Annotated in this window: 11 protein-coding genes; 4 read left to right on the top strand and 7 right to left on the bottom strand. The window is 51.8% G+C overall.

Annotated elements, in window-relative coordinates; all coding sequences use genetic code 11:
- Positions 1-102: 102 nt before the first annotated feature.
- The 5 genes from ACO0LK_RS17505 to ACO0LK_RS17485 all read right to left on the bottom strand — a co-directional run bounded on the left by ACO0LK_RS17505 (position 103) and on the right by ACO0LK_RS17485 (position 5,136).
- Positions 103-780 carry a hypothetical protein gene (locus ACO0LK_RS17505; RefSeq protein WP_422977237.1) on the bottom strand — a complete coding sequence of 226 codons (678 nt, stop codon included), beginning with the start codon at positions 778-780 and terminating at the stop codon, positions 103-105.
- Positions 777-1,910, bottom strand: a complete 1,134-nt coding sequence (locus ACO0LK_RS17500) for a hypothetical protein (protein WP_422977236.1) — start codon at positions 1,908-1,910, stop codon at positions 777-779. The genes ACO0LK_RS17505 and ACO0LK_RS17500 overlap by 4 nt, the downstream gene beginning before the upstream one ends.
- 87 nt (positions 1,911-1,997) lie before the next feature.
- The gene (locus ACO0LK_RS17495; protein ID WP_422977234.1) at positions 1,998-2,627 is read right to left on the bottom strand and encodes an ABC transporter ATP-binding protein; all 630 of its coding nucleotides are present in this window, start codon (positions 2,625-2,627) and stop codon (positions 1,998-2,000) included.
- Between the two features lie 99 nt (positions 2,628-2,726).
- Entirely contained in the window at positions 2,727-4,088 is a 1,362-nt protein-coding gene (locus ACO0LK_RS17490) for an MFS transporter (protein WP_422977232.1), read from the bottom strand.
- A gap of 16 nt (positions 4,089-4,104) precedes the next feature.
- On the bottom strand, positions 4,105-5,136 hold the full coding sequence (locus tag ACO0LK_RS17485; RefSeq protein WP_422977230.1) for a LacI family DNA-binding transcriptional regulator: 1,032 nt from the start codon (positions 5,134-5,136) through the stop codon (positions 4,105-4,107).
- A 526-nt stretch (positions 5,137-5,662) separates the two neighbouring features.
- Between ACO0LK_RS17485 and ACO0LK_RS17480 the strand changes: the two genes are divergently transcribed.
- From ACO0LK_RS17480 to ACO0LK_RS17465, 4 genes are all read left to right on the top strand, one after another.
- Positions 5,663-8,533: a TonB-dependent receptor gene (locus ACO0LK_RS17480; RefSeq protein WP_422977228.1), complete on the top strand. Its 2,871-nt coding sequence runs from the start codon at positions 5,663-5,665 to the stop codon at positions 8,531-8,533.
- A gap of 139 nt (positions 8,534-8,672) precedes the next feature.
- A complete protein-coding gene (locus tag ACO0LK_RS17475; protein ID WP_422977226.1) occupies positions 8,673-9,833 on the top strand; it encodes a glycoside hydrolase family 88 protein in 1,161 nt (386 codons plus the stop codon).
- 286 nt (positions 9,834-10,119) lie between these two features.
- Complete coding sequence (locus ACO0LK_RS17470; RefSeq protein WP_422977224.1) at positions 10,120-12,504, top strand: beta-galactosidase; 2,385 nt, start codon at positions 10,120-10,122, stop codon at positions 12,502-12,504.
- Positions 12,505-12,557: 53 nt separating this feature from the next.
- Positions 12,558-13,820, top strand: a complete 1,263-nt coding sequence (locus tag ACO0LK_RS17465; RefSeq protein ID WP_422977223.1) for a DUF2264 domain-containing protein — start codon at positions 12,558-12,560, stop codon at positions 13,818-13,820.
- 82 nt (positions 13,821-13,902) lie between these two features.
- Here ACO0LK_RS17465 and ACO0LK_RS17460 read toward each other — a convergent pair whose 3' ends face one another.
- Together ACO0LK_RS17460 and ACO0LK_RS17455 are read right to left on the bottom strand one after the other, a co-directional pair.
- Positions 13,903-15,408, bottom strand: a complete 1,506-nt coding sequence (locus tag ACO0LK_RS17460) for an efflux transporter outer membrane subunit (protein ID WP_422977221.1) — start codon at positions 15,406-15,408, stop codon at positions 13,903-13,905.
- 9 nt (positions 15,409-15,417) lie between these two features.
- Positions 15,418-18,627: an efflux RND transporter permease subunit gene (locus ACO0LK_RS17455; protein WP_422977219.1), complete on the bottom strand. Its 3,210-nt coding sequence runs from the start codon at positions 18,625-18,627 to the stop codon at positions 15,418-15,420.
- Between the last annotated feature and the right edge of the window lie 32 nt (positions 18,628-18,659).

Raw genomic sequence — 18,659 nt, 5'->3', positions numbered from 1 at the left:
GGCTTACTTCTGAAAGACAAGAGGTTACTCTGACGAAAAAAATACAATCGGTGAGTCTCGATGTATAACAGCTGAATATAAATTATCCGTCTTGACGACTTCTTATTTTTGATATCTATGAGGGCCAGTCCCAGTTTTTCTTTTATTAGTGCTAAACCTAGGTCCAGTCCGAAGAGCCCCTCTTAATTTCATAACGGCTTCAGTCGGTAAAGCGCCTGCACTCACCCACCTATCAAATTTTTGAGAATTAAATCCTCTCCCCCCCCCTCCATTCATAATATATGTCCCTATAACATCTTTGACACTGCCGTCCAACTTTGCAACTACGGCAATAAGATAACGACCAGCTCTTTTTCTAATCAAACGAATTTCAAATTCACTTTTTTCAGACGGCGTATCTGTGTCTCGATTTCCTGCACCTTTACCACCAGTAATAAGCCTCAATGTTTTGGGTGGGCGTGCTGTAACCTTATTTAAATTTGCGTTTTCAGTTGGATGAGAAAATACTTTATTTTCGAACCCTGACTCAGTCAATTGATCCGAAAAATTTTTCATAGCCGTTTTCACCCGATTTAAAATCAAAGAGTGAGAAGGGGCTGCCGTTTTTCCATTTTCAAAATCTCTCGCAAGCTCTTCACTTCGTGCTTTGACACTCTTCAAGATTAAAAGATCGTCTGCTAATTTATTAACGTCTCTTGTCCTCAAACTGTCTCTAATCAAATCATTTTCTGACGAGTTAATTAAAGAAAGTATTTCAGAAACCATTTCATCGGCGCTCATGCTGTATCCCTTAGAATAGGTACCGAGCCCATAAGCTCGTCAATTCTATTTGTCAAACTTTCGGCTAATTCAAGAATCGAAGTATAGAAAGATTCGCACGCCTCAGGATCACAGGCGGGTGCTTCAAAAAAACCAAATTGCTCTCTATTTTCTTCATCCAAGTTACCTAACATTCTCGACACTTCCTTTGACCTCAAGAACTTCGCAATTATATCCATTTGAGAAGATTTAAATATTTTGAGAATTTCGACGATTTCGTCCTTTAATCCAGCCATTAAAAACCATGAAAGCGCTCTCTTTAAAGCTTTGATAGCATCTGCGCTCACACTACTAGTATTTTTCGTAGCAGAACTAATATAGTTCCCTATTTCGCCTCTAAGCCAATTTAAATAATGACCTATCTCTTCCGGATCATAAAGTGATCGAGGTGGTATGTCGTTTAAATCATTGAGCACTACAATTTCTTGATATTGAAAACTTCGTTTTAAATTTATTCCTTTATCGGCGCCATCTACGAGCAACACAACGTTAGTTGCCGCTATACGACCTAAGGTCTCAATGTTTGCAATCAAATCTAATTTGACATTTATTTCAGTTGATGTGCGCTCATCCCAAAGCTTCTCATCAATTACGACATCATTAGCAAATGGATATATGTAAATTAGTTTGTCAAATTTAACTCGAAGGAGTCGGTTGGATGTCAGTAACTTAGTTTTGCTATTTATTGCGGAAATTAAGTTGCTGTTAACAGAAAAGTACTCACAAAAGTCAATATCTGTAATTGCTTCCGTTTGTCCCATAAACGTAGAACTTCCACTTATACAAAACGCACTAAGCCTATTGAGACGCGCATCACAAATCAATCCATCCAAAGCAATTAATTGTTGTTCAGAAGGGAAAACTCCTACCAATCCATAGGGAACAAAATAATTGTTTCCCCCTAAAGTACGGCACAAATATCCTGGAGCAAAAGTGCTTACAATAAAATTTTTATTGAAATGCGCAGTAACTTCGGCACAAAATACAGTGTATTTTGCAATTAATTCTCTATCTGCGATATCAGGTTCTATGTTGCTTTTAACCAAATTCGCACAATAAATTGCTAAAGAGGAAAATTCTCTTCCCAACATAGTATCTTTCAGAAGAAATGTAATGACTTTAGTTCAACATTTTCAACTTAAACTGTCAATACTTTCTATTTTTCTGTGGTTTTTTTATCAATCGCCCAGGTCGATCAGACCCGCCAGCGGCACGCCCTGGGGCACCTGGTACATGGTAATGACCCAGGCCTGGGTTGAATGTTGTGCAAACTGGGTAAGCATCTTCACCACAAAGTTAATCGATGCCTTGTCCAGTGCGGCAAAAGGATCGTCGAGCAAATTGATGGTGGCACCAGCAGCAAAGGCTGCCGCCAGCCATACCTTGCGCTTGCTGCCGGTCGATAGCATGAACAGATTTTTATCGAAATGCGGCATCAGTCCCAGCCCTTCGATGACGTTTTCCAGCAGTGTTTCATCAAACAGTGGGTACTGTTTGTGCAGGGAAGCGAAATACTCCATCACTGTCATCTGGTCAAAATCTTCCGTCGCCGGATCTACCCAGAAGATCTGATTACGATAGACATCCGGCTCTGCGTGCAGGTAAGCACCCTGTATCTGCAACTGCCCCTTCTGCACAGGTAGCACCCCAGCCAGCAATTGCAGCAAACTGGTCTTGCCACGGCCATCGCCACCGTATATCAGAGTAACGCCCGGTGTGATCTCACCAGACCAGTTGTTGAAAAGGGCCTGCCCCGGGTAGGCAAAGCTCAACTCGGTTGCCTGCAAAAGAATAGTATTTTTTGTCATCATGCGGATGCGAAATAGTCGCCCATGTATGGACACGGGTCATCACAGCATGATATTGAAAATCTGCCATGCCTACTGTTACGCTTTGTGACCTGCATTTCAGTAGCCATGGGGTTTTCGTGCATGCAAGCGTGCCAGGCACATGACACATAATAACGAAAACAGGGTCGCACTCAAGAGTGTCAGGTGATAATTATGCCCAGAAAAATCCAGTGCCGGGCCCTGTATGCTGCTTCCCAGGATGACCGCAAGCGTGACCATGACATCTTTGCTTGAGTTATACCGGACAAATTGTGCACTGGGAAACAAGGCCATGGGCATGGACGCTGCCGCCGTGTAATACGCACCAGAGACAACCACATGGGCAACATAAAAAATACGGAAATTCTGTTCGCCGTCCAGCCACAGATAACCCGCCGCCGCTACCACAAAATACAGGCTCATCATGATGGCAGAAATCAGGATGGCACCATAACGGTCAACCAGCCAGCCTATGCCAAATGCGAGAAAGATCGACACCCCATACGAATACGCCGTCAAGGTGCCCAAAGTAGCCTTGGAAATACCCAGTGTACCGGCATAGAACTGGCAAAAGGTATGAAAGGGGCTGAAGGTCATGCTGGCCAGCATGAAAGCAGCGACAGCCCATAGAAAGAAAGGACGGGAAAAACATTCCAGAATATGCGCACGCGGCACGAAAAACGATGCACGCTTTGCATTGTCTGTATCCACCTCATCCGGATAGCTACCTTCTTTTACCATCACGCACATCAGCAACACTGAACCGCCAAAAACCAGGCCAACAGTGAGTAATATTTCGCGCAGATAGTTTTCAGTCAGGGCGAATACAAAGCTGTTGAAGGCTATGCCTATACTCAGGCCAACGATGCGAAAACCCGCGTAAAATCTGCCAAGAAAACGGTGTGGCATGACATCATTGACCAGACCGGTGAACAGGGCGAAGGTGGTGATGGCGGTGCATTCAAAGATGGTCCAGAACACACAGAAATACGCCAGATTACAAATGCGGACACCGGGCGACAGACTGGCAAGTTGCACATGCGTCCATAGCCCCATTTCGGAAGATAGCGCCAGGCCGATCACTGCTGCCGCACCAATTGGCGCGATGGCCATCAGGAAGGGACGCCGCCGGCCCCAGCGTGTGCGCAGACGGTCAGAATGGTAGCCTATCAGTGGTAACAGTAACAGGCTCAGAACCGCTGGTACTGTCGATATCAGCAATGAGGTAGTGGTATCCGAGGCTGCATTCAGTCGCAAAAATTCCAGCCCGCTGGGCAGGGCAGAACGGTCGCGCATGGCAATGCCCAGTTCGCCCACCAGCAACCACAAGATGGCGGCGAACAAGCCAAGGCTAGTATAGTGCAAAGTCCCTGCACTATAGCGCGGACTATCCCTGATGCCGGGCATATCGCCTGCGGTCAGATGTACGCTGTCACGCATGCTGGTCCGTGGCCACTTATGAAACAGATTGCGCAGATTTCTTTAGCGGCGCAGTGGAATTTCTGATGACCATATCCATAGGAAACGCAATCTTCGCTGCTTTGATTTCCCTGCCCTGGATAATTTCCACTACCTCGCTGACGGCACGATTAGCCATTTCAGCAAAGGGCTGGCGCATGGTGGTCAGGGTCGGAAAGACGTAGCTTGCCGTTGGAATATCGTCAAAGCCGACGACCGACACATCATCAGGCACCTTCAATCCCTTGCTGTTGATCGCATCAATGGCACCAAATGCCATTTCATCATTCGCACAAAATATGGCCGTAGGCGGAACCGCGAGTGACAACAGGATTTCAGTCGCCGAATACCCGCCCGACTGCATGAATTGCCCCTGCACGATCAGCGCCGGATCAACAGACAGGCCGGCTGCCTGCATCGCATCCACATAGCCTTTTTCACGCTCGGCACTTTGGCCTGTGCCAGCGGTGCCGGCGACGAAACCGATGCGCCGGTGCCCCAGCGCCAGCAGGTGTTCGACAGCCGTACGTGCGCCATTGCGGTTTTCTGCCACGACGATGGGCATGTTCATTTGCCTGGCATCAAAATTGACCAGCACACAGGGAAAACCCTGCTTGTCTATCAGATCCAGATAGCTGTCGCTGGCATTTGGCAACAACAGCAAGAGCCCATCGCACAACTGGCTCAGCATATTACTGGTTTCGATGCGACCGGGGCGATCAAACCTTTCTGCATTGAAGACAATCAGGTCGAAGCCCTTGCGCCGTGCTTCCTGGGTGATGGCCTTGATGATTTCATGCAGCACCAAAGAACCATAGTTGTTCACAAATACGCCGATCAGATTACTTTTGTCACCGCGCATGCGGCGCGCCAGCATATCCGGCGTGTAATTAAGTTGGGCTGCTGCTTCCATGATACGTGCGCGGGCTTCTTCTGACACATAGCCAACACCGCGAATCGCACGCGAAGCAGTAATCGGCGACACGCCGGCAATCTTGGCCACTTCACTTAACTTGCTTACTTTGCGCATTGATCTTCCAAAAATTAGAGGGTCGAACAGTTGTTGCCCGGCATTGCCGGTTTCACACCAGGCTGACGAGCAGAATTGTCCCGCAAGCGGCAAAACAGGGCCAGTATTTTCATGTGCAAGAGCATGAGAAAATTTCCGCCCGAACAATAAAAGTGGCGAAAAAGCTGCCATCGCCAACAACAATCAAATAATTGATTATTGTTGGTTTAATTTTCTGCATGTGGTAACGATACCACATCATTTCGCCTTAGTTTCAATATTTTTTCATGTTTAAAATCAATAACTTAACATAGCTCATCATTCACCCGCCTAGCTGACTTTGTACATTCTGATTTCATGTGGTAACGTAACCATGTCACTCAATCAGGATGAAATACCGCCCGTTGAAGTGATGAATAAGCGATTACTGAAACACATTACTGAAAACTTAAAGCAGTGCGGAATACAAGTCGCCAGATTGAGCGTCCCCGTGCTGTATTTACATCATGCAGCCTTCAAGACTGTCTGTAATTCAACGGAGACCATAGTGAAAAAGAAAATTTTAGCCACCGTGCTACCACTCGCCCTGGCGGCCTTTTATGGCGCTGAAGCCACCGCGCAAGAAGCGTCTGCTGCAGGCGCGCAGGCCAACCCGGTCAAAACTGATGTGCCAGCCCAGCCAGCAGAAGCTGAAACCGTGGTTGTGACCGGATTTCGCTCCAGCCTGCAAAAAGCACTCAACCTGAAGGCCAAGGCGATAGGCACGCGTGACTCCATCGTGGCTGAAGATATCGGCAAGTTCCCGGAAGCGAACGTGGCAGAATCGCTGCAACGTGTTCCCGGTGTCATTCTGAACCGCGATGAAAGTTCAGGCGAAGGCCAGCGCATCTCTATCCGTGGTTTGCCGACCGAATACTCAGTCACCACTCTCAACGGCGCGCCCGTCAACACAACTTCGACCAGCACTATCGGCACTGCCGCACGTGGTTTCAATTACGACGTGTTCGCGTCTGAACTGTTCGGGCGTGTCGATTTCTACAAATCGCCACTGGCCGAGTTGACCGAAGGCGGTCTGGGCGGCGTGGTCGACTTGCAGACACCTCGGCCATTCGACAACCCGAAACAAGCCATACGCTATAGCGTATCGGGCGCGTATAACACCATGTCCAAGCATGTTGACCCAACCGGCTTTGGCCTGTACTCCAATACCTGGGGCAATTGGGGCTTCCTGATCGGTGGATCGCATTCTGGCGGTGTCAATAACCGTTCCGGTTTCGAAGCGACTGGCGGTTACAACAATTCATTTTATGGCAGCCAATCACCTACCAAGGGCTTCTTTGCCATGGCGCTGGATTATGATGACCCGCGCGCCAACCTCAGCGGTTATTCGCGTTCCGATGTCGACAATGCCTATCTGCCGCGTATCTATCGCTTTTATGGTTCCCGCAATGAACGTTCGCGTGATGGTCTGGTTTCTTCACTCCAGTACAAAAGCGGCGGTCTGAATCTGAGCCTGGATACGATGTATTCCAATCTGAAAAACAAGCGTGATGAAATCACATTCGGCCTGTTGATACGCAACAGCCTTACCAACAACCGTGCAGCCGCCGCCGGCCAGGCTGGTCACACTGGTCTGGTGCCTATGGACATCAGGATTGATCCGGCAACCAACCTGATGACGGGTACCTTTGGCAACACGGTACTCAGTAATGGCGTTACCTACAGCGACGATGAAACCACCTTTGGCTATACCGCATTGAACGGTTCATGGGAAGCCAGCAAAGACCTGGTGTTCAGCGGCCAGGTCAGTTTTAACCAAAGCAAAGCTCTCAGCTACCAGGATACCCTGAGTGGCAATATGTACGGTATCACCTCTACAATCGGCTATGGGTCTGACCACGTTTATCCATCGATGTCTTCAACCAGCAGTTATACCGACCCGAATAATTATTCCGGCTTCGGTATCGGCACCAGCCTGACCCGTGAAACTGACAAGGGCAAGCAGGCACGTATTGCTGCGGATTGGGACTATGGTCTGCCTGGTGACTGGAAAGGTCATCTGAAAGCCGGCCTGACCCTGGTTGAAACAACGAAAGGCATCAACAAGCGCAATGGTACAGCGGCTGCCACCACCCAGTTGAACGCGCTGGGGATTGCCAGCCTGCGCAGCGGCATGGTGCCGAATCTGCCGATAGACAATCTCGATATCGGTGCCGGTTGGCCGCAAGCCTGGTCCAGCTTCACCCGTGGCTATACCTATGCGAATTTCAATCCGCTGACCTATAACTTGGAAGCCAGTTTCACGCCGGCACAAAGTTTCACAGCCAAAGAAAAAGTATCGACTGCGTATGTGCAATCCGACTTCAAGGGTCAGATCATGGAGCATGAACTGCGCATCAATGCAGGCGTACGCTATTCAACCACCGACACCAACATCGACAATTTCAAAAAGACCGGTACTGGTGGCACCTATCTGCCAAATACTGAAAACGGTTCTTACAGCAATGTCCTTCCAGCCGTCAGCGCTGCTCTGGACCTGACCGATAATCTGATGTGGCGCGTTTCTTACGGCAAAACAATCAGCCGCGCTTCGCTGTCCATCATCGCCGCCCAGACTGTTATTCCCAACCCTTTCGACAATACGGCAACCGCTGGCAATCCTAATCTGCTGCCACAAAAATCGAAGAACCTTGACACCAGCCTGGAATGGTATTTCCGGCCAGGCAGCCTGTTATCGCTTGCCCTGTTCAAGAAAGACCTGTCCGATGCAACAGTAGCCAGCACAACCAACACCACCTTCGGTGCACTGGGCCTGCCGGATACGTCACTGGGCGCAATTTTCCAGAACGCGCAGGGTAAAGTCGACCCTAACCTGCCTATGGTATTGCGCAGTTATAGCAACGCTGGCCAGCAGACACTCAAGGGTTTCGAAGTCGCCTACCAGCAGGCATTCGACTTCCTGCCAGAACAGTACCGGGGCTTTGGTGCACTCGCCAGCTATACACACATCAATCCATTTAACAGCGCCAAGTGGATCACCAATGCGGGCAAAGAGATTGAAGTCAATTCCGTACCCAAATATGCCTACAGCGTCACCGGCTATTACGAAAAAGGACCACTGGCATTGCGACTGTCATACAACTACAAGGGCAGATCGCTGCATGGTGACAATCCGACCAATACCGGAAATGACCTGATACGCTGGCGCGCTGCCCGTGGCTATATGGACGCCAATATCAGCTACAAGCTGAGCGAGTCGTTCGAGCTGCGCATAGATGCACTCAACCTTTCCAACACCCTGGCCTATGACTACTTCGAAGACGCCACCGGTCGCTATGGTGATGGACAGAAAACGCGCATGGATTATGCCAAGTACGATGGCCGCACCATCAAGATAGGCATACGCGGAAAAATATAAACATCCTGGTTGCTTCGCTGCATTCAGCATTGATTGTCACTACGAATGCAGCAAGCTGTGGCACAAGGCGGACAGGCATTTTTCCTGTCCACCGCCACCTTCCAGTTTTAACAAAGATCACGACGAAAGATCACCACCTATGACGAGACGTCTATATTTGCAGGCAGCGATGGTAGGTCTGGCGCTGATGGCAGGTGCTTGCAGCACGGTGCCAGTCAAACAGTCAGCCAGCATACCTGCTACCAGCAGGGCCGAAGTGATGGCAGCGCTGAATCTGGCCAACGGCTACTGGCAGCGCAACAATCCACCTGCACAATCGCCATTCTGGGACATCGCCACCTATCACACCGGCAATATGGAAGCCTATGCATTGACAGGCAACCCTGCCTACCGTGATTACTCGACTGCATGGGCAGAACACAACCGCTGGCGCTCTGCCAATTCGGATATTAAGGCCAGCTGGAAGTACAACTATGGCGAGACCGATGAACATGTGATGTTTGGCGACTGGCAAGTCAGTTACCAGACGTATATAGACCTTTACAATCTGGATGCCAGCAAAGACCCGCGCAAGATAGCACGAGCGCGCGAAGTCATGGAATACCAGATGAGTACGCCCAACAATGACTACTGGTGGTGGGTCGATGGCCTGTACATGGTCATGCCGGTCATGACCAAGCTGTATAAAGTCACCGGTGACCGCCGTTATCTGGACAAGCTTCAGGAATATTTTCTGTTTGCCGACCAGTTGATGTTCGACCAGGAAAGCAATCTGTATTACCGCGATGCCAAATATCTCTACCCCAAACATAAGAGCGCAAATGGCGGCAAGGATTTCTGGGCACGTGGTGATGGCTGGGTATTTGCCGGCCTGGCGAAAGTACTGGCCGACCTGCCTGCAAGCCATCCCAGCCATGCTCTGTTCGTGAAACGCTTCCAGGGTATGGCCAAAGCCCTGAAACCATTGCAGCAAGAAGAAGGCTACTGGACCCGCAGCCTGCTGGACCCGGCCCAGGCACCTGGCAGGGAAACCAGCGGCACTGCGTTTTTTACCTACGGATATCTGTGGGGCATGAATCATGGCTACCTTGATAAAGCAGAATACACACCGGTAGTCACGAAAAGCTGGCACTACCTGAGTACAGTCGCATTGCAGCCGGGTGGCAAGATCGGCTACGTACAGCCTATTGGTGAACGTGCCATACCGGGGCAAACCATAGACCAGAATTCATCCACATCCTTCGGCGTCGGTGCTTTCTTGCTGGCGGCGGCTGAAATGATCAGGTTTATTGATCATTAGCGGCGACGCCTGCCAATCCGGCGCCTGATGGTGTGCTGTAGTGGTATCGTTTATTCCGTCCAGGTTTGCCTCTCCTGTCCTGGGCGTTTCACCAAAGGTTGCCTTGTAGGCTGCCTTTGTTTTTATTAATGTAGGACGTACGCAAAACCGCCCCAACTACGTTGTAGCTCCTAACCGTACTAAAGTACTGTCTTCGTCGCTACGCCTTGTTGGGACAATTTTGCGTAAGTCCTAAAATGGTGATTGCGTAGTGATGCGTATCATCCCCACGTCAACTATTTAGATCATGAGCACATATCATCCGCGCAGACGTCTTATCCAGGGCGCAGCAGCAGCCGTTGGCAGCATGCTCTTTCCACTTGCAGGCAAAGTACAGGCAGCAGAATCATCGCGTTTTCAGATAGGCCAGAACGATTTTTTACTCGATGGCAAGCGCCTGCAAATCCGTTGTGGCGAATTACATTTTGCCCGTGTGCCGCGAGAATACTGGCGACACCGGCTGCAAGCCATCAAGGCCATGGGTTTGAACACCGTGTGCGCCTACCTGTTCTGGAATTATCACGAATGGCGCGAAGGACAATATGACTGGAGCGGCCAGCGCGACGCCGCCGAATTCTGTCGCATCGCCCAGCAGGAAGGTTTGTGGGTCATCCTGCGCCCCGGCCCCTATGCCTGCGCCGAATGGGAAATGGGTGGCTTGCCGTGGTGGCTGCTCAAGCACCCCAAAGACAATTTCCTGCGCACGCGTGACGATGCATACGTACAACCGGCTCGCCGCTGGATGCACGAAGTAGGCCGTGTACTGGCACCTATGCAGATTAGCCAGGGCGGTCCGATTCTGATGGTGCAGGTAGAAAACGAATATGGCTTCTTTGGCGAAGACCTCGAATACATGCGGGTGATGCGTCAGGCATTGCTTGACGCAAAATTTGACGTGCCCCTGTTTCAATGTAATCCGACCAATGCGGTCGTCAAATCACATATCCCCGAACTGTTTTCAGTCGCCAATTTTGGCAGTCAACCCCTGGCCGGGTTCAAGGCACTCGCCTCGGTACAGCAGGGGCCGCTGATGTGCGGGGAATTTTATTCAGGCTGGTTCGACACCTGGGGCGCGCCACACCGCCGTGGCGATGCCAGCAAGGCGGTTGCCGATATCCAGACCATGCTGAAAGCCAATGGTTCGTTCAGTCTTTACATGGCGCATGGCGGCACCACCTTTGGTTTATGGGGTGGTTGCGACCGCCCCTTCCGTCCAGATACCAGCAGCTATGATTACGACGCCCCTATCGGCGAAGCAGGATGGACAGGTGAAAAGTTCAAGGCATATCGCGATGGTATTCAACCCTTCCTGGCAGAAGGTGAAAGCTTGCCACCGGTACCGCCGCGCATGTCAGTGATAGAGATTGCCGCCTTTGCGCTAAAAGAATCTGCCAGCGTGTTTGCCAACCTGCCGCCACGTGTCATCAAGACTACATCACCACAGCCGATAGAACAGTACGACATCAGCCGTGGCCTGGTGGCCTACCGCGTCACACTGCCGGCTGGACCAGCAGGGGTACTGGAAGCAGCCAAGGTCCGCGATCTGGCCTGGGTGTATGTGGATGGCAAACAGGCCGGCACCATGGATACCCGCCACAATCGTTTTCGGGTTGAGCTGGCGGCGCGCAGCAAGCCTGTCACGGTGGACATTCTGTTGTACACCATCGCCCGGGTGAACTTTGGGGTAGAAATCCACGACAGGAAAGGCTTGCACGGCCCTGTCAGTTTCAAGCCAAAAAATGGCCAGGCACAGGCACTGGAAAACTGGGAAATCCGCGCCATTGATTTCGATGTCGATGGCAAACTGCCACCACTGGCCTGGAAGCCGGGGCGTCCACAAGGTTCTGTTGGATCAGCAGGTCCGGCATTCTGGCGCGGCAGTTTTGATGTCAGCTCCAGTGGCGACACCTTCCTCGACATGTCGACCTGGGGTCAGGGCGTGGTATGGGTCAATGGCCGTTGTCTGGGGCGGTACTGGAGCATAGGACCAACCCAGACCATGTACCTGCCCGGCCCATGGATCAAACCTGGTCGCAACGAAGTCGTGGTGCTGGACCTGACAGGACCACAAAGCGCACGCATTGCCGGGCTGAGCACACCTATACTCGATCAACTGCATCCCGAACGCGACCTGCCCCGCCCACCGAATACAGCAAAGCCCAAACTGGATGGCCTGACACCTGCGCAAGAAGGACAATTCCAGCCCGGTAGTGCGACACAGGATGTACGTTTCGACAAACCCGTACGCGGACGCCAGTTGTGTCTGGAGTCACTGGATGCCTTCGATGGCAAACAGTTTGCATCGGTGGCGGAACTGGCCTTGTTGGGGGTAGATGGCAAGACACTCAATCAATCCAGCTGGACCATCGCCTACGTCAGCAGCGAAGAAGCAAACAAGGAAGACGGCTCGGCCTTGAATGCCATCAATGGACAGATCACCGATCACTGGCACTCTGCCTACAGTGGCAAGCCACCGTTCGGTGCCCACCCACACAGACTGATTCTCGACCTGGGAAAACAGGTTGAGGTGGCCGGAATACGCTATACGCCACGCCAGGGTGCTGACAATGTCACCGGCCGCATCAGGCATTATCGAGTATATGTCGCTGATACTCTGGTTGTTCAGGATTAAGTTGAACAATAAGCTAAAAAAATAATTACGCAAACTCATAACAAGAGGAAGACATGGAACGACGACATTTTATGCGTGCAGTGGTAGCAGGCTCTGCCGTGAGCGGCTTGCTGGGAAGCAGCACACAAGTGCAGGCTGCCACCTTGCCTGACAATGGTAACGACCGTGCCTATATGGCAGGCTTGTTGCAAAAAATGGCGGAGCCAGTGTTGTCGGCCATGGCAAAAGGCGAATTGCAAAAGAAGTTTCAGTTGGAGCTTAGCCCGACCTGGGATGGTCGCGACAAGCAGGTCGCCTACCTGGAATGCTTTGGTCGCCTGATCGCAGGTGCAGCCCCGTGGCTGGGCCTGCCAGAAGACAATACACCCGAAGGCCGCACACGCAAGCGCCTGCAACAAATGGCCCTGCAAAGCTATGCGCATTCGGTAGACCCAAAGAGTCCGGATTATCTGTTATGGAAAGGCCACGGCCAGGCGCTGGTGGATTCAGCCTATTTCACCAATGCCCTGATGCGTGCTCCCAAGGCATTGTGGGAGCCGCTGGACAGCATCACCAAACAGCGTATCATCAACGAGATCAAAGGCCTGCGCCGGATAGAACCACCCTACATCAACTGGATGCTGTTCGCAGCGATGAACGAAGCCTGGCTGATGTCAATAGGTGAAGAATATGACCCCATGCGCATGAATGTCGCCATCCGTAAAATCAATGAATGGTATATCGGTGATGGCTGGATCAAGGATGGTGAAGCCTTCCACTTCGATTATTACAATTCGTTCGTGATGTACCCCATGCTGTATGAAGTGCTGGAAGTGCTGGTCAAGTTCAAAGGGCCATTCTGGAACGCCAAACCGGCAGACTTGCAGGCGCAAGCCCTGAAACGCATGCAGCGTTATAGTGAACATCTGGAACGTTTCATATCGCCGGAAGGAAGTTACCCGCCCATCGGTCGCTCGCTTACCTACAGGACAGCAGCATTCCAGCCGCTGGGGCTGTTAGCCTGGCGCAAACAATTGCCCCCCAGCCTGCCAGAAGGCCAGGTACGCGCCGCCATGCAGGCAGTTCACAAGGCGGTCTGGACCGAACCCAGCAATTTCACCAGCGATGGTTTCCTGACCATAGGTTTTGTCGGCCATCAACCAGAATTGGGCGACTGGTATTCCAATAACGGCAGCATGTATCTGGCATCCGAAGGCTTTCTTGCGCTGGGCTTACCAGAAACAGATTCTTACTGGACCACGCCACCGCAGGACTGGACGCAAAAGAAAGCCTTTGGTGGACGCAAGTTTCCCAAGGATTATCCGGTCAATTACTAGAACAAAAAAAACAGCGCACTCTGCATTGATACCAATACAGGTGCGCTGTAAAAACCAGAATACACTCTGGTCGAAGGGAACGTTAATCGGCTTTCGCGACGTGGGTCCTGGTACCTGCATCACTGGTGACAGTGTCTGACGTGTGACGACTATCCCAGCCACCGCCTATGGCACGTATCAGACTGACTGCCGATTTGGCACGCGCACCATCCAGTTGTGCGGCGATGCGCTGTTGCTGCAATACGGTGCGGTCTGCATCGATGACATTCAGGTAACTGACCGAGCCTTCGCGGTACTGCACATGCGAGAGCTTGGCGGCACGCTCTGCCGCCTGTACCGCATTGTCTTGTGCCTGGGTCTGGTCACGCAGTATGCGCAAGTCGGCCAGATTGTCTTCGACTTCCCTGAAGGCATTCAGTACTGTCTGACGATAATTGGCGACATCTTCTTCATAGACTGCCCCTGCCCTGTCCACACTGGCCTGCCGACGACCACCGTCAAACAGGGGCATGGACAACAAAGGCCCCAGCAGGAAAGTACGGCTGCTCCAGTTCAGCAAATCACCCAGGCTGGCAGATTCATAACCGGCGGAACCAGTGATATCCAGTCTTGGGAAAAAGGCTGAACGTGCCACACCGATACGGGCATTGGCGGCAGCCATGCTGCGTTCTGCTGCGGCAATATCAGGACGGCGTTCCAACAAGGCCGATGGCAAACCTGCCGGGATGTTGACAGCGATGCGCGACAAAGGCCGTGGCAAGAAATTAAATTCTGCCGGTGTCTTGCCCAGCAAGACTGCCAGTGCATGTTCTGCCACCGCACGGCTGCGTGCAAGGCCCAGCGATTCAGACTGTGCCGTTGCCAGTTCTGCTTTGGCGCGGGCCAGATCGAGCTCGCTGATATCGCCTTCATTAAAGCGGGTTTGTACCAGCTTCAGGGTTTTCGAGCGCAGTTCTACCGTGGCAGCATATAAAGCCTGTTCTGCATCCAGTTCGCGCAGCAAAAAATAGGCTTGGGCTACATCGGCTTGCAAAGCCAGTTGTACGGACTGGAACAGGGCCTCATTCTTTTGCGTATCTGCCGTTGCCGCATCTATGCTGGAAGCCACGCGACCAAACAGATCCAGCTCATACGATGCACCAAGCTGGGCATTGTAAGTCGTGCTGGTAGGCATCCTGGTATTGTCAGGCAAACCCTGGGACGCCGGTGCAGCACGCCCACGGTTGGCACCCAGGCCCGCATTCACTTGCGGGAACAGGCCAGCACGTGCATCCTGCCGTAAGGCACGTGACTGCTTCAGGCGTGCAGCAGCGGCTTTGAGATTCTGGTTGGCCGCCATGGCCTGAACCTCCATCTCGTTCAGACTGTCGTCTGCAAAGATTTTCCACCACTCACCACGAGCAACTTCTTCTGAAGGTTGTGCTTCTTTCCAGTTGCTCGAGTTACTGCTTGCCTGCACTTCTTTATAGGCAGCAGGTGTTGTCACTTCCGCTTTCTGATAAGTCGGTGCAACTGAACAGCCAGCCAGCACCAGCAATAACATCAACAGGGATGAAGCCGACTTCAGGGGTTTGATTGTATTCATCATCATGCTCTCTCAAACTTTAACAGTAGCGTGCTCATGAGTGTAGTCATGTGCAATGGCTGGTGCTTCATGCACGACAGCAGAATGCAGCTTGCGGCCACCTGCAAGAGTACGCAGCAATACATAAAACACCGGTGTCAGGAACAGGCCAAACAGGGTCACACCCAGCATCCCAAAGAACACCGCCACACCCATAGCATGACGCATCTCGGAACCAGGGCCGCTGGAAATCACCAGTGGCACTACACCCATGATGAAGGCGATGGATGTCATCAGGATAGGACGCAGACGCAAGCGGCTGGCATCAATCGCCGCCTGCAAGGGTGTGCTGCCCTGCAGTTCAAGCTCCCGTGCAAATTCCACGATCAGGATGGCATTCTTGGCCGATAGCCCCACCAGCACCATGAGACCAATCTGGGTGAAGATATTGTTATCACCACCTGTGAGCCAGACACCAGTCAGGGCAGCCAGCAAACTCATGGGCACGATCATGATGACTGCCAGTGGCAAGGTCAAGCTTTCATACTGTGCTGCCAATACCAGGAAGACCAGCAAGACACTGATAGGGAATACCCAGACACCGGCATTGCCAGCCAGGATTTGCTGGTAAGTCAGATCCGTCCATTCAAACTTGATACCGGCAGGCAGGGTCTTGGCAGCAATACGCTCTGCCGCAGCCTGCGCCTGATTCGACGAATAACCGGGGGCTGGGCCACCATTGATATCCGCCGCTGTGTAGCCGTTATAACGCACTACCATTTCAGGGCCAAAGCTTGGTGTCACCTTGACGAGGGAAGACAGCGGCACCATTTCACCAGCAGTGTTGCGGGTTTTCAGTTGCAGGATGTCTTCAGGCTTGGCACGGTAAGGCGCATCTGCCTGGGCACGTACCTGATATACGCGGCCAAAGCGGTTGAAGTCATTCACGTACAGGGAACCAAGATAAATCTGCATGGTGTCAAACACATCAGTCACCGGCACACCCAGTTGCTTGGCCTTGACGCGGTCGAGATTGACATCCAGTTGTGGCACATTGATCTGGTAGCTGGAAAACATGGGCCCCAGTTCTGGTGCTGTTTTGGCAGCAGCAATAAAGGCTTGTGCAGCGGCATCCAATTCTGCATAGCCCAATGCGCCCTTGTCTTCTATCTGCATCTTGAAGCCACCCACTGTACCCAGACCCATGACAGGCGGTGGCGGGAAGACGGCGATGAAACCATCCTTGATTGCTGAATATTTCTGGTTCAGCTTGCCTGCAATTGCATCGGCTGCCAGTTCCTTGCTGCGGCGTTCTTCAAAAGGTTTCAACGTCACAAAAACAATACCGGCGCTGGAACTATTGGTGAAGCCATTGATGGACAAACCAGGGAAGGCAACTGCACTTTCCACACCCGGTTCTTTCAAGGCGATGGCCGACATGTCACGGATGACTTTTTCAGTCCTGTCCAGCGTCGCACCATTGGGCAATTGCGTGAAGCTGATCAGGTATTGCTTGTCTTGCCCCGGCACAAAGCCGCCCGGCACGATGTAAGAAATACCAACGGCTGCCGCCAGCAATACCACATACACCACCATGCTGGAAGCCTTGCGCGAGATCACGCCAGCCACACCCTTGGAATACTTTTCAGAACCGCGATTGAACATGCGGTTAAAGGCATCAAAGAAACGGCCAAACAAGCGGTTCATGACTTTCGTCAGCCAGTCTGGTTTTTCATCGTGGCCTTTGAGCAGGATGGCTGCCAGTGCTGGTGACAGAGTCAGAGAATTGAAAGCCGAGATCACAGTCGAAATAGCAATCGTCATCGCAAACTGTTTGTAGAACTGCCCGGTCAGACCTGTCATGAAGGCCAGTGGTACGAATACGGCAACCAGCGTCAGGGCGATAGCAATGATAGGGCCGCTGACTTCACGCATGGCGCGGTAAGTCGCTTCTTTTGGTGACAAGCCAGCCGAGATATTTCTCTCCACATTCTCTACCACCACAATCGCATCATCGACGACGATACCGATAGCCAGCACCATGCCAAACAGCGACAAGGCATTGATGGAATACCCAAAGCCCAGCATCAGCGAGAAAGTACCAACGATGGAAACCGGCACGGCCAGCAAAGGGATCAACGAAGCACGCCAGGTTTGCAAGAACACGATCACCACCAGCACCACCAGCGCAATCGCTTCCAGCAAGGTCTCGACCACTGCATGAATGCTTGAACGCACGAATTGTGTAGGGTCATACACGATCTTGTATTGCACTGAGCTTGGGAAGTCTACAGACAATTCTTTCATCGCCGCACGCACCTGGTCAGACACATCCAACGCATTGGCACCAGGTGCCTGGAAGATAGGTATCGCTACTGCCGGTTTATTATCCAGCAAAGAACGCAAGCCATATTCAGAAGCATCCAGCTCTATGCGCGCCACATCCGCCAGGCGGGTGACTGCACCATCGGCAGAAGTCTTGAGTATGATCTCGGCAAATTCTGCCTCTGATTTCAAACGGCCTTGCGCATTCACATTGAATTGCAAGGGCGTACCCGGCACATTTGGTGATGCACCAATGACACCCGCTGCAACCTGCACGTTTTGTTCGCGTATGGAGTTGACAACATCAGAAGCAGTCAAACCACGCTGTGCCACTTTTTGCGGATCCAGCCAGACGCGCATGGCGTAATTGCCAGAGCCAAACAAGCCCACTTCACCCACACCCTTGATGCGTGCCAACCGGTCTTTGACATTCAGCACTGCATAGTTGCGCAGATAAGTCATGTCATAGCGGTCGTCCGGTGAAATCAGATGCACAACCATGGTCAATGCAGGTGAACTTTTGATGGTCGTTACACCCAGACGTTGCACGTCAGCAGGCAAGCGTGGCAAGGCTTGCGAGACACGGTTCTGCACCAGTTGCTGCGCCTTGTCGGGATCTACACCCAACTTGAAGTTGACGGTAACAGTCAGGTTGCCGTCACTATTTGCCTGTGACTGCATGTACAGCATGTTTTCCACGCCGTTGATGGATTCTTCCAAAGGCGAAGCCACGGTTTCTGCAATCACCTTGGGATTGGCGCCGGGATACTGCGCCCGTACCACGACAGAAGGCGGCACCACCTCGGGATATTCCGAGATGGGCAACTGAAACATGGCCAGCCCACCGGCCAGCAAGATAATTACCGACAGCACCCCGGCGAAGATGGGGCGATCGATAAAGAATTTTGAAATATTCATGATAGATTTCGTTGTCTATATTTTTTACGTAA

Source organism: Undibacterium sp. Ji49W, assembly GCF_049340205.1.
Lineage (GTDB): Bacteria > Pseudomonadota > Gammaproteobacteria > Burkholderiales > Burkholderiaceae_D > Undibacterium.
Note: the sequence above shows the minus strand (reverse complement) of the source record. Positions and strands in the feature narration are given on the sequence as shown.

Coding starts and splice junctions, on each gene's coding strand:
- ACO0LK_RS17505 (WP_422977237.1), bottom strand. CDS start 780: ATGAGCGCCGATGAAATGGTTTCTGAAATACTTTCTTTAATTAACTCG.
- ACO0LK_RS17500 (WP_422977236.1), bottom strand. CDS start 1,910: ATGTTGGGAAGAGAATTTTCCTCTTTAGCAATTTATTGTGCGAATTTG.
- ACO0LK_RS17495 (WP_422977234.1), bottom strand. CDS start 2,627: ATGACAAAAAATACTATTCTTTTGCAGGCAACCGAGTTGAGCTTTGCC.
- ACO0LK_RS17490 (WP_422977232.1), bottom strand. CDS start 4,088: ATGCGTGACAGCGTACATCTGACCGCAGGCGATATGCCCGGCATCAGG.
- ACO0LK_RS17485 (WP_422977230.1), bottom strand. CDS start 5,136: ATGCGCAAAGTAAGCAAGTTAAGTGAAGTGGCCAAGATTGCCGGCGTG.
- ACO0LK_RS17475 (WP_422977226.1), top strand. CDS start 8,673: ATGACGAGACGTCTATATTTGCAGGCAGCGATGGTAGGTCTGGCGCTG.
- ACO0LK_RS17470 (WP_422977224.1), top strand. CDS start 10,120: ATGAGCACATATCATCCGCGCAGACGTCTTATCCAGGGCGCAGCAGCA.
- ACO0LK_RS17465 (WP_422977223.1), top strand. CDS start 12,558: ATGGAACGACGACATTTTATGCGTGCAGTGGTAGCAGGCTCTGCCGTG.
- ACO0LK_RS17460 (WP_422977221.1), bottom strand. CDS start 15,408: ATGATGAATACAATCAAACCCCTGAAGTCGGCTTCATCCCTGTTGATG.
- ACO0LK_RS17455 (WP_422977219.1), bottom strand. CDS start 18,627: ATGAATATTTCAAAATTCTTTATCGATCGCCCCATCTTCGCCGGGGTG.